This is a genomic window from Nocardioides maradonensis (assembly GCF_054777115.1).
The window spans coordinates 164,638-180,011 of the sequence record NZ_BAAHAZ010000002.1 but is presented as its reverse complement, the minus strand read 5'-3'; the positions used below and the strand labels follow the sequence as shown (position 1 = coordinate 180,011).

Genomic DNA, 15,374 nt, shown 5'->3' with positions numbered 1-15,374 from the left:
CCGGCCGTCAGTGGCCCTTGCCGCCGTTGCCTCCGGTGCCGACGTTGAGCGGCGTGCTCGCCGGGTCGTTCGGGTCGCTGCCGGCCTTGACCTCCTGGCCGTCGGGGAACCCGTCACCGTCGGTGTCGGCGAGCAGCGGGTCGGTGTGGTACTTGTTCACCTCTTGCCCGTCGGTCAGCCCGTCACCGTCCGTGTCGGGGTTGTTCGGGTCGGTGCCGTACTGCGCCTCCTGGGCGTCGGACAGCCCGTCCCCGTCGGCGTCGGGCGGCGGGACGTAGGTCGAGACGTAGACATAGACGTTCGATCCCTGCTTGGCGGTCTGGTTCTTGCCGCCCGTCGGCGACTGGTCGACCACGGTGCCCTTGGGCTTGGTGGTGGTGCCGGTGTAGTCGCGGACGATCGGGTTGAAGCCGGCGGCGATGATGCGCTTGGTCGCCTGGTCCTCCTGCATGCCGATCACGTTCGGCACCGCGTGCGGGCCCGCGGACAGGCACAGGGTGACGATGTCGTCCTTGGTGATCGAGCTGCCCGGACCGGGGACCTGGCTGACGACGGTGCCCTTGGCGTTGTCCGAGGCGCACGGCGTCTTCTGGATCTTGATGTTCTGGCGCGGCACACCCTGGTTCACGAGCGTGGCGATCGCCAGCTGCCGGCTGTCCTGGGTGACGTCGTCGATCGTGAACGCGCAGGCGCCACGCGACTGCTTGAGCACGATGCTCGAGTCGGTCGGGACGTAGGCGTCCTGGGCGGGGTCCTGCTGCACGATCGTGCCCTCGGTGGGGTACTTGTCGGAGCAGACCTGCTGGGTGTCGTCGATCCCGGTGGCGGCGAAGCCGGACGCGACGATCGTGTCGCGGGCCTTCTGCTGGCTCATGCCGACCACGTTCGGCATCTTCACGTCCGTCGGACCGGAGGGGAACAGCTTCGGCCACACCACGAACGCCGTGATCAGGATCAGCGCCAGGAGCAGCAGCAGGATGAGGATCAGCGGCAGCTTGCCGGACCGCTGCGGCGGAGCCGGTGGCACCGGCGTGCCGCGGACAGACGTCTCGTGGACCGGAGCCACCGTCGAGGTCGGCGTGGTGAGCCGGGTGGTGGCGGTGCTGTCCACGACAGGCACCGGTACGACGGCCTGCACGGGCCGGCCGGCCAGGTAGCGCTCGATGTCGGTGCGCATCGCCGCGGCCGACTGGTAGCGGTCCTCGACCCGCTTGGCGAGCGCCTTCATCACGATCGCGTCGATCTCGGGCGTGAGGTCGGCGTCGAAGTGCGACGGCGGGATCGCGGGCTCACGCACGTGCTGGTAGGCGACCGCGACCGGTGAGTCGCCCACGAAGGGTGGGCGGCCGGTGAGCAGCTCGTAGAGCAGGCAGCCGGCCGAGTAGACGTCGGAGCGCGAGTCGACCGTCTCGCCCCGTGCCTGCTCGGGGGAGAGGTACTGCGCGGTGCCGACGACGGCGGCCGTCTGCGTCATCGAGGATGCGGCGTCGCTGATCGCGCGGGCGATGCCGAAGTCCATCACCTTCACGTCGCCGCTGGGGGTGAGCATGACGTTGCCGGGCTTGATGTCGCGGTGGATGATCCCCGCGCGGTGGCTGTAGTCGAGCGCGCTCAGCACGCCGGAGGTGATCTCCAGGGCGCGCTCGGGCAGGATCTTGCGGCCCTCGCGCAGGATGTCGCGCAGCGTGCGGCCCGCGACGTGCTCCATGACGATGTAGGGCTGCAGCGCGCCGTCGGCGGTCGGCTCCTCCCCGGTGTCGTAGACCGCGACGATCGCCGGGTGGTTCAGCGACGCCGAGGACTGCGCCTCGCGGCGGAACCGCGCCTGGAAGGTCGGGTCGCTGGCCAGGTCCGTGCGCAGCCGCTTGATCGCGACCACGCGGCCGAGCCGGGTGTCGGTGCCCTTGCGGACCTCGGCCATGCCGCCGCGGCCCAGCAGCTCGCCGAGCTCGTAGCGGTCGCCCACGAGCGTGCGCTGCCCGCCCGGGCCTGGCTGGTCGGTTCGTCCGGTCGTCATTCGCCCGGGCCCTCCGGCTTCTGGTCGAGGAGCGGGGGTGCCAACAGCGCCGAGGCCGAGCCGGTGCTGGTCGCCTGCGAGGTCGGCGTCGTCGGCGTGGTCGGTGCCGTGGTGGGTGCCGGCTGGTCCCAGTAGGTGACTGTGATGATGTCCCCTTCCGTGACGGCGCCGGACGGCTTGATCTGCGTGACGATGCCCGCCGGGTGCGTCCCGTCGTTGGTCACCGGGTTGAGCTGGACGTTCAGGTTCATCGCGGACAGCTCGTTGTCCACGGCGTGGAAGTCACGGCCCACGTAGTCGGCGGCGTTGAGGTGGATGATGCGCGGACCCGTGGCGGATGAGGTCGGCGTCGTCGGCTTGCTGGACTTCGTCGTGGCGGCGGTGGTCGGTGGCGACTGGAAGGTCGCCGGCGTCCCACCGGTGTTGTGGAGCAGCAGGTAGGCGACGAGGATCGCGATGAGCACGAAGGCAGCGACCAGGGCGAGCGCGACCCAGGGTCCGCGATCGCGACGCTCGGTCTCCCTGCCGGCGTACGCCGACGCGGGCCCGAGCCGCTCGATCGGCGCTGCCGCGGCCGGCGGGGTGCTCGCGGTCCGGGGCAGCACGGCCGTCGCGTCGCCCACCGGCACGGGCGCGACGGCTGCCGGCGGGACCGGTGCGACGGCGTCGGGGTTGCGGAGGGCGGCGGCGAGCGCGTCCCCGTCGGCGAACCGCTGCGCCGGGTCCTTGGCCATGGCGCGGGTGACGACCTTGGCGAGGTCGCCGGGGACGCTCGGCGGCAGCGGGGGCACCGGCTGCTGCAGGTGCGCGAGCAGCGTGGCGACCGGGGTCTCGGCCTCGAACGGACGCTTGCCGGTCAGGCACTCGAAGGCCACGCAGCCGAGCGAGTAGACGTCGGAGGAGAAGGTGGCGGCGTCGCCGCGGGCCTGCTCGGGGGAGAGGTACTGCGGCGTGCCCATGACCGCGCCGGTGCGGGTGATCGCGGTCGCGTCACCGGCCCGGGCGATACCGAAGTCGGTCACCTTGACCCGGCGGTCCGGGGTGATGATGAGGTTCGCGGGCTTGACGTCGCGGTGGACGATGCCGGCGCGGTGGGCCACGGCCAGCGCACCGGCCGTCTGCGCCATGAGGTCGCGCACGATCTCGGGGTCCATGGTGCGACCCGACTCCTTGCCCTGGGCGAGCAGGGCGGACAGCGGCTGGCCGTCGACGTACTCCATCACCAGGTACGGCGCCCCGCCGACCGGCACGTCGGAGCTGTAGTCGTAGACGCCGCAGATGCCGGGGTGGTGCAGGGCCGCGGCGTGTCGCGCCTCGGTCTCGAAGCGCTGGCGGAACGTCTCGTCGTCGGAGTACTCGTGCTTGAGGACCTTGACCGCCACGGTGCGGCCGAGCCGGGTGTCGGTGGCCTTCCAGACCACGCCCATGCCCCCGGTCGCGATCCGCTCGTCGAGGCGGTAGCGGTGCGCCGCGTCGGCGTACTGCTCGCTCACTTGTTCATCACCGCTTCCATGACGGCCTTCGCGATCGGGCCGCCGAGCCGGCCGCCGGCGATCTCGCTGCTGCTGACGCCGGGGATGTGCTGGATCATCACCGCGACCGCCACCTGGGCGTCGCTAGCGGGGGCGAACGAGACGAACCAGGCGTACGGCGGCGCGTTCGTGCCGGTCTGCGCGGTGCCCGTCTTGCCGGCCACGTCCACGCCGGGGATCGCGGCGGGGGAGGCGGTGCCGGACCGGACCGTGTCGACCATCAGCTCGGTGACCTGGTCGGCGGTCTGCGCCGACACGGCCTGGCCGAGCACCTTGGTGGGCGTGGTGTCGAGCGTCTGGTAGTCGGCGGTCTGGATCCGGTCGACCAGGTAGGGCTTCATCACCTTGCCGTGGTTGCCGATGCCCGCGGCGACCATCGCCATCTGCAGCGGCGTCGCCTGGACCTCGAACTGGCCGAAGCCGGTGCGCGCGGTCTCGGCGTCGTTGAGCTCGCGCGAGGACTTCGCACCCGGGTCCGTGACGCTCTTGGGGTACGTCGACGGCAGCACCGGCGAGTAGTCGGTGAGCGGGACCGAGTTGAAGCCGAACGCCTCGGCCTCGGCGCGGAGCTTGGCCGGTCCGAGCGCGACGGCCATCCGCGCGAACGCCGTGTTGCAGGAGTTCTCCATCGCCGTCGCGAACGAGATCAGCGTCGGGGCGCAGGGCGCGACGATCTCGTTGCCGACCACATTGCCCGACCCGTGCGTGCCGGGCAGCTGGTAGCCGCTGCCGGCCGGGACCTGGTCACCCACCTGGTGCAGGCCGTCCTGGATCGTCGCGGCCGCCGTGACGACCTTGAACGTGGAGCCCGGGAAGAGCGCGAGGTAGGTCGCCCGGTTCAGCAGCGGCTGCAGCGGAGACTTGTCGAGCCTGTCGTAGTAGTCGTTGCGGGTCGAGGCGTCGTGGCTGGCCAGCTTGTTCGGGTCGTACGACGGCAGCGACACCATCGCCAGGATCTTGCCCGTCTTCGGCTGGATCGCGACCACGGAGCCCTCACCGCGCGGACCGATCGTCTTCAGCAGGCCGTTGTAGGCGGCCTCCTGGGCCTTCGGGTTGATCGTGGTGATGACGTTGCCGCCCTGGTTCGTGTCGCCCTGGAGCATGTCGACCAGGCGGTTGACGAACAGCCGCGAGTCCTCGCCGGAGAGGATGTCGTTCTGGCTGCGCTCCAGACCGGTCTGCACGCCGAGCTGCAGGTAGCCCGTGACGGGGGCGTACATGTACGGCTTCGGGTAGACGCGCAGGTACTTGTAGGCGTCGTTGGTCGGCTTGCTCTTGGCGATCGCCTGCCGGCCCGCCAGGATCAGCCCCCGCTCGCGGCTGTAAGCGGCCTCGGCCGGGCGGGTGTTGCCCGCCTTGTTGTCGAGGCTGTCGGCCTTGAAGAACTGCAGGTAGGTCACGTTGACCATCAGCGCCAGGAACAGCACCAGGCAGAAGATGGACACGGCACGGATCGGCTTGTTCACGCGTCGACCACCTTGACCAGCTGGGTGGACTCCATGTCCGGGTCGGCGTCGGGCTCGCTCAGGTCGGGCAGCGGGCGCCGGGCCTGGTCGGAGATGCGCAGCAGGATCGCGACGATCACCCAGTTGGCGATCAGCGAGGAACCGCCGTACGACATGAACGGCGTGGTGAGGCCGGTCAGCGGGATGAGCCGGGTGACGCCGCCGATGACGACGAAGACCTGGATCGCGAGCACGCAGCCGAGGCCGGTGGCGACCAGCTTGCCGAACCCGTCGCGCGCGATCAGGGCGGCGCGGAGGGCGCGCTCGACGATGAGGCCGTAGAGCAGCAGCACGGCGATGACGGCGGTGAGGCCGAGCTCCTCGCCGACCAGCGCCATGATGAAGTCGTTGTGCTCCTCGGGCACCCGCAGGTGGGCCGAGCTGCCCGAGCCGAGCGTGATCATCCCCTGGCCCAGGCCGCGGCCGAGCAGACCGCCCCACGCGAAGGCGTAGAGGCTCTGCACCAGCTGGTAGCCGCTGCCCGCGGCGTCCTGGAACGGGTGCAGCCAGATGTCGACGCGCTCGGTCACGTGCGGGACCAGGCGGGACGCCGCGAACGCGCCGGCGAGGAACATCGCGCCGCCGACGTAGAGCCAGCCCGAGCGCTCGGTGGCGACGTACAGCATCACCAGGAAGAGGCCGAAGAACAGCAGGCTGGAGCCGAGGTCCTTCTGCGCGACCAGGATGCACATGCTGACCGCCCACATCGCGAGGATCGGGCCGAGGTCGCGGCCGCGCGGGAGGTCGACGAACAGGACCCGGCGGCCGGCCAGCGCCAGGGCGTCGCGGTGGCCGACCAGGTAGCCGGCGAAGGCGAGGACGAGGAGGACCTTGGCGATCTCACCGGGCTGCAGGGTGAAGCCGCCGACACCGATCCAGATGCGCGAGCCGTTCACCTCCTTGCCGATCACGGGAAGCATCGGAAGGAGCAGCAGCACGATGGCGGCGAGCCCGAAGGTGTAGGTGTAGCGGCCGAGGACGCGGTGGTCGCGCACCAGGTAGAGCGTCGCGATGAACAGCGCGACGCCGAGGGTCATCCACATCAGCTGCTTGCTCGCGTCGCTGGTGCCGATGGCCAGGTCGATGCGGTGGATGAGCGCGAGGCCGAGCCCGTTGAGGGCCGCGACGACGGGCAGCAGCACCGGATCGGCGTACGGCGCGACGAGGCGGACCGTCACGTGGGCCGCGATGATCAGCGCGGCCAACCATCCGCCGTACGCGATGAGGTTGGTGGGGACGGCACCGTCCACGCCGAGACCGACGCTGACGTAGGCACCGATGCCGACGGCGAGCGCGAGGACGAGCAGGAACAGCTCCGCCCCGCGCCGGCGGCGGTGGACGAACTCCATGAGCGGGGATCCGGGCATCAGGGGGTTCCCGTCCCGGCGAGCGGCAGGTCGTCGACGATCTGCTGCGCCTTCTGCGGGTCGTCGGCGGTGATGCCGTCCTTGACCGCCTTGGGGTTGACCAGGTCGTCGACGGGCAGGTCGCTCTCGAGGTAGACCGAGCTGATCCCGGGGATGTCCTTGATGCCGCGGAAGATCGTCACGTGGCCGTCGTGCTCGCCGATGTAGTACTGCCGCTGGGTCCAGGAGTACGCCGCCGCGCCGGCCACCCACAGCAGGCCGAGCGCCACGAGCAGCAGCATCAACCGGCGGGCCCACGCGAAGCGGCGGGGCGCGAGCGGGGCGTAGCGGTAGGCCTCGGGGTCGACGGGGTCGGCGCGCACCGCGCTGGGGAACCCGGTCTGGATGGGCGCCAGCTCCTCGTCGATCGGCTCGAGCTCGCCGGTGTCGCCGGAGCGGTGCCCGCGGAACAGCGCGCGGGGGAGGCGGCGGCGCAGCTCGGCGGCGGCGCCCACGACCTGGGGTGCCTGCGGCGGGGTCGCGGGATCGACGGGGACCACGTCGGCGACGATGCAGGTGACGTTGTCGGAGCTGCCGGCGTCGAGGGCCGCGCGCACCAGCTCGATCGCCGCGAACTCCGGGGTGCCCTCGCCGAGGAGCGCGGCCAGCCGGGTGTTGTCGAGGACGCCGCACGCGCCGTCGCTGCACAGGAACAGCCGGTCGCCGGGCTCCGCCTCGATCTGGAACAGGTCGGGGTCGACGTCGTGCATCCCGTCGAGCGCCTTGAGGATCAGGTTGCGGTGCGGGTGGACCCGCGCCTCCTCCTCGGTGATCCGGCCCTCGTCGATCAGGCTCTGCACGAAGGTGTGGTCGGTGGTGAGCTGGGACAGCCGGCCTTCGCGGAGCAGGTAGGCCCTCGAGTCGCCGACGTGGCCGAACCCGAACCGCTGGCCGTCGAACAGGGCGAGGACCACGGTGGTGCTCGTGCCGTTGATCGACGGGTCGTGGTCGACCTGGCTGCCGATCGACTCGTGCGCCTCGTGCAGGCCGTCGTTGATGCGGACGACCAGGTCGGCGGTCGGCTCCGCCTTCTCCGGCGGGATGTCGAGGTGGCGCAGCTCGTTGACGGCCGTGCTGGAGGCGATGTCGCCGCGGGCCGCGCCGCCGACACCGTCGCAGACGGCGAGCAGCCACGGACCGGCGTACCCGCTGTCCTGGTTGTCCTTGCGGACCCGGCCGACGTCGGAGACCGCGTGGAACCGGAGGGTGAGGTCGGGGTGTCCCGGCTCCGCCTCGGGAACCAGGGTGGTCTCGTCGACCTGGTCGGTCGTTTCCGGGGACTCCACTTACTTCCTCAGCTCCAGGATGGTCTTCCCGATCCGGACCTGCGAGCCGAGGCCGATGGGCGTCGGCTGGGTGATCCGCTGGGCGCCCAGGTAGGTGCCGTTGGTGGAGCCGAGGTCCTCGACGAACCACTGGTCGCCGGAGGACACGATGCGGGCGTGCCGGGTCGAGACGTAGTCGTCGTCGAGCCGGATCGCCGCGTCGTTGCCCCGGCCGATGAGCACCGGAGCGGAGGCCAGGTCGGCGCTGATGCCGGTGTTGGATCCCTGGACGACGGTCACGTGGGTGGGGTTGCCGCGTCGCTTCGGCTGCTTCGGTTGCTTGGCGGGCTTCGCGGCGCGCGGCGCGCGGCCGGCCGTCGCCGTGGGCACGCGGGCACCGAACATGTCCGAGCGGATCACCGAGATCGCCGAGAGCACGAAGATCCACAGGATCGCCAGGTAGCCGATCCGGACCAGGAACAGCGTCAGCTCAGACATCGGTGCCTCCCTGCAGCCGCAGCACCAGCGAGGTGTGCCCGACCTGGACCCGGGAGCCGTCGCGGAGCTGGGCGCGGGCGACCTTCTGGCCGTCGACCCTGATGCCGTTGGTGGATCCCATGTCGTGCACCTCGATCTGCGGCGCACCGCCGGCGGCGGTGGTGATCAGGAACTGGGCGTGCCGGCGGCTGACGCCCGGGTCGTTGATCCGGATGTCGGCCTCGCTGCCGCGGCCCACCACGATGCCCGGCGGGGCGAGCGGGTGCTCGGTGCCGTTGACCTCGAGGACGGCGCGGCTGGGCCGGTCGGTCTGCCGGATGCTGCCGATCACCGACGCCTCCGCGCGGCTCAGCACCGTGAACCGGCCGGTGCCGAGGTCGTCGTCGGAGCGGAACTCGATCCGGATCGGGCCGGGGAACACATAGCCCTGGTTGTCGGCGTGCTCCTGGAGCTGGTCGGCGAGCTCCTGGGACAGCGAGGTGGTGTACGGCGCCATCCGCTCCAGGTCGCCCGCGGACAGGTCCACCTGGAAGGCGTTGGGCACCAGCCGTCGCTGACGCGAGAGCACCTGAGCCTTGTTGTCGAGCTCGCGCTGCAGCGCGGCCGCGATCTCGACGGGCTGCACAGCGGAGCGGAAGGTACGGGCGAAGGCGCCCGAGATCGCCCGCTCGAGGCGTTGCTCGAAACGCTGCAGTCCACCCACGCGGGCCTCCTCTCCTGGTGTTCTCCTGCTACCGGCAGCGGTCATCCCCGGTACGCGGCCACAGCGCATCGGGTGTCGTCGATCGTATCGGTGGCCCGGCAGCGAGCCCCGGATGCCGCGCTTTGACCGCCGGTTTGGGGCGTGCGGACGAGGTGGGATAACCTTGCGGCGCTTCACGCGCGAGTGGCGGAATAGGCAGACGCGCACGGTTCAGGTCCGTGTGTCCGAAAGGACGTGGGGGTTCAACTCCCCCCTCGCGCACAGGAGCGAAGCCCCGGGTCGTCGACCCGGGGCTTCGTCGTTCCCGGGCTCTGCACGTGGGCGTCGTGACGGGGTACTGGGCAGCATGACGACGTACGACGCCGAGCCGGAGATCGCGCTCTTCGGTGACCTCGAGGTGCGGTGGGACGAGCGCGTGCTGCGACCGCGGCTGTGGACGACGGCGCAGAGCCACTGGGCGGCGGCGCTCGCACCGTCGTGCCCCGCGGGTCCGGTGCTGGAGCTGTTCTGCGGTGCGGGGCAGATCGGGCTGCTCGTGGCCAGCCTGACCGGGCGCCGCCTGATCCAGGTCGACAGCCACGCCGTGGCCACGGCGTACGCGCGCCGCAACGCGGAGGCGGCCGGCGTCGTCGCGGACGTCCGGACCGCGACGGTGGAGGAAGCGCTGGCTCCTGACGAGCGGGCCGCGATCGTCGTGCTCGACCCGCCGTGGGTGCCGACCGGAGAGGTGGGCCGGTTCCCCGAGGACCCGGTCACGGCCATCGACGGCGGACCGGACGGCACGGCGCTGCTGGTCCACGGCCTCGAGGTCGCGCTGCGGCACCTGCTGCGAGGCGGCCACGTCGTCGCGCAGGTCGGTCACCCCGAGCAGGTGGACGTCGTCCGCGAGCTGCTCGCCCGTCCCGACGCTTCCGGGCGGTCGTGGGAGGTGCGGGAGACGCGCGCGTACCTGCCCGACGGCATCCTGCTCGACATCGGCCCGCTGCGCGAGATCAGCGGCTGACGGAGCCGGCTTCCCGCTCCGCACGTTCCCGCTCCGCGCGCCAGGAGGCGATGCCCTCGACCGTGCAGAAGCCGGAGCGGGACCGCTTCACGCAGACCAGGCCGAGCAGGTCGCCCGCGTCGTCGACCACCGCCAGCCGCCGGGCGCCGGCGCGGTCCAGGCGCTCCCAGAGATCGGCGACGGTGTCGGTGGGGCGGGCGGTGCGGCCCTCGAGGCGGGCGTGGTCCCGGGCCGGGGCGTCGTCCGCGACAGGCTCGGGCAGGTCCTCGGCCACGACGGTGCCGACCAGGTGTCGCCCGTCGACGAGCAGGACGAGGCGCTGCTTGGGCCGGGCGAGCGACGTACGCGCGACGCCCACGGTGATGTCGGCGTCGAAGGTCGTGGGCTCGGTGATCATCACCTCGGCCACGGTCGCCTCGCCGTCGTTCACCCGACCATTCTCGCCCAAGCCGATCAGGCGTGCGCGGCCGCCGGCACGCTGCCGGCACCGACGACCTCGTCGACGAACTCGACGATGGCGTCGAAGGCGGCCCGTGCCTCCGGCAGGAACAGCGCCGCGTGGAAGACGTGGATGTCGGTCGGGTACAGCTGCAGCGCGTGGGGCACGCCCTGCCGGGCGAGCAGCCCGGCGAACGCGACCGCCTGGCGGCGCAGGGTCTCCTGGGCGCCGGCCTGGATGAGGATCGGCGGCAGCGCCGGTCGCACCGCGTGCATCGGCTGCGGGCGGTTCGTGGCGGCGCGCGACCACCGCGACAGGGCACGGATCGCGCGCGGGCTGAGGACCGCGCAGCCCTTGCGGCCGGGCTCGTCGCGGTCGAGCTCGAGCAGCGGGGAGAGGGCCACGACGGCGGCCGGAGCGGGCAGCCGCTCCTGGTGCAGCCGCGCGGCCAGCTGGATGCTCAGGTAGCCGCCGGCGGAGTCGCCCATCACCACGATGTCGGCGGGAGAGACGCCCTCGGCCAGCAGGTGGCGGTACGCCGCCAGGGCGTCGTCGCCCGAGTCGTCGATCGAGTGCTTCGGCGCCTTGCGGTACTCGACCGCGAAGATGCGGGCCCCGGTGCGGCGGCCGAGCTCGGAGAGCATGTGGCGGTGCAGGTGCCAGCCGCCGACGATGAACGCGCCACCGTGCAGGTAGAGGATCACCCGGCCGTTGTCCTCGCCGCCGGTGATCCACTGCGCGCGGCACTGCGAAAGCGCCACCTCCTCGAACAGGATCTCCTGGCTGAGCCGGGTCAGCCGGCCGGCCTGGTCGGCGAGCGCGTAGGGCCAGGGCAGGTCGGGCGCGGTCGCCCACGCCTCGACGACGGGCTTGACCGTGCACCGCAGGGCGATCCCGAGCGCGCGTGCCTGGAGGCTGGGCCGGTCTCCGCGGATCACCGGAGCCCCCGGGTCGAGCGGATGCATGACATACCCCCAGTTATGTTCAGGATGAGCGGAAGTCAGTCTGCGGTGGACTACGCCCGTCGTCAATCACCCGAACGGACGAATCTTCAGCACTGGTGGGCCATTACCCGTTCAGGCGCTGTTCAAGAGCCTCCGCAGCTGATCGACCAGCGCGGTGACCGGGAGGTCGGGGTCGAAGGCCCGCTGCACGCCGAGCCCGATGCCCAGGGCGAGCAGGTGCACGGCCGCGTCCGCGGCGGGGACGGGCAGCGTGATGCCCAGGTCGGCGGCCTGGAGCTCCAGCAGCGCGGCGAGCCCGTCGGTGACGGCACGCCGCCGCTCGGCCAGCTCGCCGCTGATACCGGCGATGCGCCGGGTGCTGGTCGCGAACTCCACCTCCAGCGCGGTCCAGCCGACGTCGCCGATGTTGCGCTCGGCCCACGCGGCGAAGGCGTCGATCCGGGACTCGGCGGTCGGTGCCGTGGCGACGGCCTCGGCGAGGGCTTGGGCGCGGGTCGCGTGGACGACGTCGAGGACGGCCAGGCCGAGCTCGTGCTTGGTGGCGAAGTTCGAGTAGACGGCGCCCTTGGAGTAGCCCGCCTCCGCGGCGACCTTGTCCAGCGAGGTGGCGTTGTAGCCGTCGGCCAGGAACAGCCGGAGCGCGGTCTCGACGAGCCGCTCACGCGTCTGGGCGTGCGTCTCCTTGCGCGTCAGCCGGGCCACGTCACGCACCTTATCCGATTCGGGCTACCACTGGAATCTGAATACCGTTAGTATCCGAGTTGTGACGACACGACGCGCTCTCGCCATCGGCTGCGGTGGCACCCTCGGCTTCGCCTGGACGGCGGTCGCCCTCCGCGAGGTGGAGCGCCGGGCGGACTGGGACTCCCGCACCGCCGCGGTCCTCATCGGCACCTCCGCCGGAGCGGAGGTCGTCGCCGCCCTGGGCTCGGGGCGTACGCCGCAGGACCTCCTCGACGCCCTCGACGGCCGACCGGACGCGGATCCCGTGCTCGCGCGGCACGTCGCCATCCACCCCGGCCACCTCCCGCCGGTGCCCTTCCCGGCACTGCCCGCGCTCGGTCTCGTCCGCGCCGGCCTGGCCCGGCGCTCGGCGTACAGCGTGGTGGCGGGGCTGCTCCCGCGCGGACGCGGCGACGCCACCTGGCTGCGGGAGTACGGCGCTGCGCTGGCTCCGTCGGGCTGGGTCGACCACCCGAGCACGTGGCTGGTCGCGGTGGACACCGCCACCGGGCAGCGGGTCGCCTTCGGCTCCGACGGGGCGCCGGCCGCCACGCTGGGTGACGCGGTCGCGGCGTCCTGGGGCATCCCGGGCTGGTTCCCGCCGGTCGGGATCGGCGGGCGCCGGTACGTCGACGGCGGTGCGGTCTCCTCGGTCTCGGCCGACCTGCTGCTCGGCCAGGACCTCGACGAGGTCGTCGTGGTCGCCCCGATGACCACCGAGGGCGGCGTTCCGGCCCGCGGCGCCGATCGCGTCGAGCGGGTGCTGCGCACCCGGATGACCGCGGGCCTCGACCGGGAGGTCGCGCGGCTCCGCGCCGCCGGGATCCGGGTGATCCGGGTCGAGCCGGGCGTCGAGGAGCTCGCGGCCATGGGGCCGAACTTCATGGACCTCAGCCGACGCGAGGCCACCCTCGCGGCCGCCCGCAGTGCACTGCCGGCGCGGGTGAGCGCCGCCATCGACGTACAGGACCAGCGACAGGGGACCCACGCATGACCCACCACGACGTGATCGTCATCGGCGCCGGGATCTCCGGGATCGCCGCCGCCGTCAAGCTCCGCGAGGCCGGCGTCGACGACGTCGTCATCCTCGAGAAGGCCGACACCTACGGCGGCACCTGGCGCGCCAACACCTACCCCGGCTGCGCGTGCGACGTGCCGTCGAACCTCTACTCCTTCTCCTTCGCGCCCAACAGCGAGTGGTCGCGGGTCTACGGCACCCAGCCCGAGATCCTCGCCTACGTCGACCGCGTGGCGCGTGACCACGGCCTCGAGGAGATCACCCGGTTCGGCGTCGAGATGACCGGTGCCGCCTGGGATCCCGCTGCCGAGCGGTGGGTCCTCGACACCACCGAGGGGGAGCTCACGGCCCGCTTCGTCGTGGCCGCGGCCGGCCCGTGGAACGAGCCCAAGATCCCCGACCTGCCCGGCCTCACGGGCTTCCCGGGCGCGATCTTCCACTCCGCGCGGTGGAACCACGACTACGACCTGACCGGCAAGCGGGTCGCGGTGATCGGCACGGGCGCCTCGGCCGTGCAGTTCGTCCCCGAGATCCAGCCGCAGGTCGCCGAGCTGCACCTCTTCCAGCGCACCGCGCACTGGGTGCTGCCCAAGGTCGACCACCCCGTGCCGGACGCCGAGAAGTGGGTCAAGCGCAACGTGCCGCTGTTCGAGCGCGCCCTGGGCGCCGTCGAGTACGCCGCCATGGAGACCGTCGGCCTCGCGTTCCACCGGCCGCGCCCCTTCATGAAGGTGCTGCAGAAGGTCGGCGAGGCCTACCTGCGGGCGGTCGTGCGCGACGAGGAGCTGCGGACGAAGCTGACCCCGACGTACCTGCTGGGCTGCAAGCGGATCCTGTTCTCCAACTCCTACCTGCAATCGCTGACCCGCCCCAACGTGGAGGTGCACGCGACCGGGGTCGCGGAGGTCCGCGGCTCGACGGTCGTCGGCTCCGACGGCAGCGAGGCCGAGGTCGACGCGATCATCCTCGGCACCGGCTTCCACATCCTCGACATGCCGGTCGCCGACCTGGTCCGCGGCGCCGACGGCCACACGCTCGCCGAGCACTGGCAGGGCTCGCCCGAGGCCTACCTCGGCACCACCGTCACGGGCTTCCCCAACGCGTTCGTGGTGCTCGGCCCGAGCCTCGGCACCGGGCACACGTCGGCGTTCACGATCGCCGAGGCGCAGGTCGCGTTCGTGGTCGAGGCGATCGTCGCGGCCCGCCGCGAGGGCTGGGCCACGCTGGACACCCGGGCCGAGGCGCAGGCGGCGTACGTCGACGAGGTGCAGTCCGCGCTCGTCGGTACGGCGTACAACGCGAGCAGCTGCCACAGCTACTACATCGACGCCAACGGCCGGAACAGCTTCAGCTGGCCCTGGTCGACCGGCGAGCTGGTGCGGCGGGTCAGCCGCTTCGACCCCGCCGCCTTCGAGATCACCGCCATCGAGCCGCAGGAGACCCACGCATGAGCAGGTACGCACCGATCGACCTCGGCGGCGCGCTCGTCGCCATCACCGGCGCCGCGCGCGGCATCGGCCTGGCCACCGCGCAGGCGTTCACCGCCGCGGGCGCCCGGGTCGCGCTCGGCGACCTGGACGAGGCGCTCGCCGTGGAGGCCGCCGCCTCGCTGGGCGGCACCGCGTCCGGCCACCGCCTCGACGTCACCGACAAGCAGTCGTTCGCGAGCTTCCTCGCGGCGGCCTCCGCCCACCACGACCTGCCGCTCGCGGTGCTCGTCAACAACGCCGGGATCATGCCGAACGCGGCCTTCCTCGAGCAGGCCGACGAGGTCGACCGGATGACGATGGACGTCAACGTCTTCGGCGTCATCCACGGCATGCGGCTCGCGCTGCCGCCGATGATCGAGCGCGGCCGCGGCCACGTCGTCAACGTCGCCTCGCTCGCCGGCAAGTTCCCGCTCCAGGGCCTCGCGGTCTACAACGCGAGCAAGTTCGCCGTCGTGGGCCTCACCGCCGCCACCCGGCTCGAGCTCGACGGCACCGGCGTCTCGGTGTCGGCCGTCCTGCCGAGCGCGGTCCGCACCCAGCTCTCCTCCGGCATCGACCTGGGCGTGCTGCCCACCGTCGACCCCGAGGACATCGCGGCGGCCGTGGTGCGCTCGGTCTCTTCCCGGAAGGCCGAGATCGCGGTTCCGTCGTACGTCGGGCTCGCGGCGAACGCCGCCCCGCTGGTACCCGAGCGGGTGCTGGGCGCGCTCCGCCGGCTCGCCCACGACGACGCCGCGATCACGCGCGTCGACTCCTCGGTGCGCGACGCCTACCTGCAGCGGATCGGGGCCAAGCGCCGCGATTGATGTG

Annotated in this window: 14 protein-coding genes and 1 tRNA gene; 5 read left to right on the top strand and 10 right to left on the bottom strand. The window is 72.1% G+C overall.

Features of this window, described 5'->3' with window-relative positions; all coding sequences use genetic code 11:
* Positions 1–7: 7 nt before the first annotated feature.
* Genes pknB through ACYVAQ_RS02505 form a run of 7 tightly spaced genes read right to left on the bottom strand, consistent with a single transcriptional unit; the run spans position 8 to position 8,926 of the window.
* The gene (gene pknB, locus ACYVAQ_RS02535) at positions 8–2,017 is read right to left on the bottom strand and encodes a Stk1 family PASTA domain-containing Ser/Thr kinase (protein WP_460786881.1); all 2,010 of its coding nucleotides are present in this window, start codon (positions 2,015–2,017) and stop codon (positions 8–10) included.
* Positions 2,014–3,510, bottom strand: a complete 1,497-nt coding sequence (locus tag ACYVAQ_RS02530) for a serine/threonine protein kinase (protein WP_460786880.1) — start codon at positions 3,508–3,510, stop codon at positions 2,014–2,016. The genes pknB and ACYVAQ_RS02530 overlap by 4 nt, the downstream gene beginning before the upstream one ends.
* Positions 3,507–5,015: a peptidoglycan D,D-transpeptidase FtsI family protein gene (locus tag ACYVAQ_RS02525; protein WP_460786879.1), complete on the bottom strand. Its 1,509-nt coding sequence runs from the start codon at positions 5,013–5,015 to the stop codon at positions 3,507–3,509. Before ACYVAQ_RS02525 ends, ACYVAQ_RS02530 begins: the two co-directional genes overlap by 4 nt.
* Positions 5,012–6,421, bottom strand: coding sequence for an FtsW/RodA/SpoVE family cell cycle protein (locus ACYVAQ_RS02520; protein ID WP_460786878.1), 1,410 nt, complete (start codon positions 6,419–6,421; stop codon positions 5,012–5,014). Before ACYVAQ_RS02520 ends, ACYVAQ_RS02525 begins: the two co-directional genes overlap by 4 nt.
* Positions 6,421–7,746: a PP2C family protein-serine/threonine phosphatase gene (locus tag ACYVAQ_RS02515; RefSeq protein WP_460786877.1), complete on the bottom strand. Its 1,326-nt coding sequence runs from the start codon at positions 7,744–7,746 to the stop codon at positions 6,421–6,423. Before ACYVAQ_RS02515 ends, ACYVAQ_RS02520 begins: the two co-directional genes overlap by 1 nt.
* Positions 7,747–8,223 (bottom strand): FHA domain-containing protein FhaB/FipA, encoded by a 477-nt coding sequence (locus ACYVAQ_RS02510; RefSeq protein ID WP_460786876.1) that lies wholly within the window; start codon positions 8,221–8,223, stop codon positions 7,747–7,749.
* The gene (locus tag ACYVAQ_RS02505; protein ID WP_460786875.1) at positions 8,216–8,926 is read right to left on the bottom strand and encodes an FhaA domain-containing protein; all 711 of its coding nucleotides are present in this window, start codon (positions 8,924–8,926) and stop codon (positions 8,216–8,218) included. The genes ACYVAQ_RS02510 and ACYVAQ_RS02505 overlap by 8 nt, the downstream gene beginning before the upstream one ends.
* A gap of 177 nt (positions 8,927–9,103) precedes the next feature.
* On the opposite strand from ACYVAQ_RS02505, the gene ACYVAQ_RS02500 reads away from it, so the two are divergent.
* Positions 9,104–9,187 (top strand) — tRNA-Leu (locus ACYVAQ_RS02500).
* Positions 9,188–9,272: 85 nt separating this feature from the next.
* A complete protein-coding gene (locus tag ACYVAQ_RS02495) occupies positions 9,273–9,929 on the top strand; it encodes a methyltransferase (RefSeq protein ID WP_460786874.1) in 657 nt (218 codons plus the stop codon).
* Here ACYVAQ_RS02495 and ACYVAQ_RS02490 read toward each other — a convergent pair.
* The 3 genes from ACYVAQ_RS02490 to ACYVAQ_RS02480 all read right to left on the bottom strand — a co-directional run bounded on the left by ACYVAQ_RS02490 (position 9,919) and on the right by ACYVAQ_RS02480 (position 12,035).
* Positions 9,919–10,359, bottom strand: a complete 441-nt coding sequence (locus ACYVAQ_RS02490) for a CBS domain-containing protein (RefSeq protein ID WP_460786873.1) — start codon at positions 10,357–10,359, stop codon at positions 9,919–9,921. The genes ACYVAQ_RS02495 and ACYVAQ_RS02490 overlap by 11 nt on opposite strands.
* Before the next feature lie 23 nt (positions 10,360–10,382).
* On the bottom strand, positions 10,383–11,333 hold the full coding sequence (locus ACYVAQ_RS02485) for an alpha/beta hydrolase (protein WP_460786872.1): 951 nt from the start codon (positions 11,331–11,333) through the stop codon (positions 10,383–10,385).
* A 111-nt stretch (positions 11,334–11,444) separates the two neighbouring features.
* Positions 11,445–12,035, bottom strand: a complete 591-nt coding sequence (locus tag ACYVAQ_RS02480; protein WP_460786871.1) for a TetR/AcrR family transcriptional regulator — start codon at positions 12,033–12,035, stop codon at positions 11,445–11,447.
* A gap of 61 nt (positions 12,036–12,096) precedes the next feature.
* On the opposite strand from ACYVAQ_RS02480, the gene ACYVAQ_RS02475 reads away from it, so the two are divergent.
* The 3 genes from ACYVAQ_RS02475 to ACYVAQ_RS02465 are packed head-to-tail and all read left to right on the top strand — an operon-like array spanning position 12,097 to position 15,370.
* Positions 12,097–13,050 carry a patatin-like phospholipase family protein gene (locus ACYVAQ_RS02475; protein ID WP_460786870.1) on the top strand — a complete coding sequence of 318 codons (954 nt, stop codon included), beginning with the start codon at positions 12,097–12,099 and terminating at the stop codon, positions 13,048–13,050.
* A complete protein-coding gene (locus tag ACYVAQ_RS02470) occupies positions 13,047–14,525 on the top strand; it encodes a flavin-containing monooxygenase (RefSeq protein ID WP_460786869.1) in 1,479 nt (492 codons plus the stop codon). Before ACYVAQ_RS02475 ends, ACYVAQ_RS02470 begins: the two co-directional genes overlap by 4 nt.
* Positions 14,522–15,370, top strand: coding sequence for an SDR family oxidoreductase (locus ACYVAQ_RS02465; RefSeq protein WP_460786868.1), 849 nt, complete (start codon positions 14,522–14,524; stop codon positions 15,368–15,370). Before ACYVAQ_RS02470 ends, ACYVAQ_RS02465 begins: the two co-directional genes overlap by 4 nt.
* Positions 15,371–15,374: the final 4 nt, after the last annotated feature.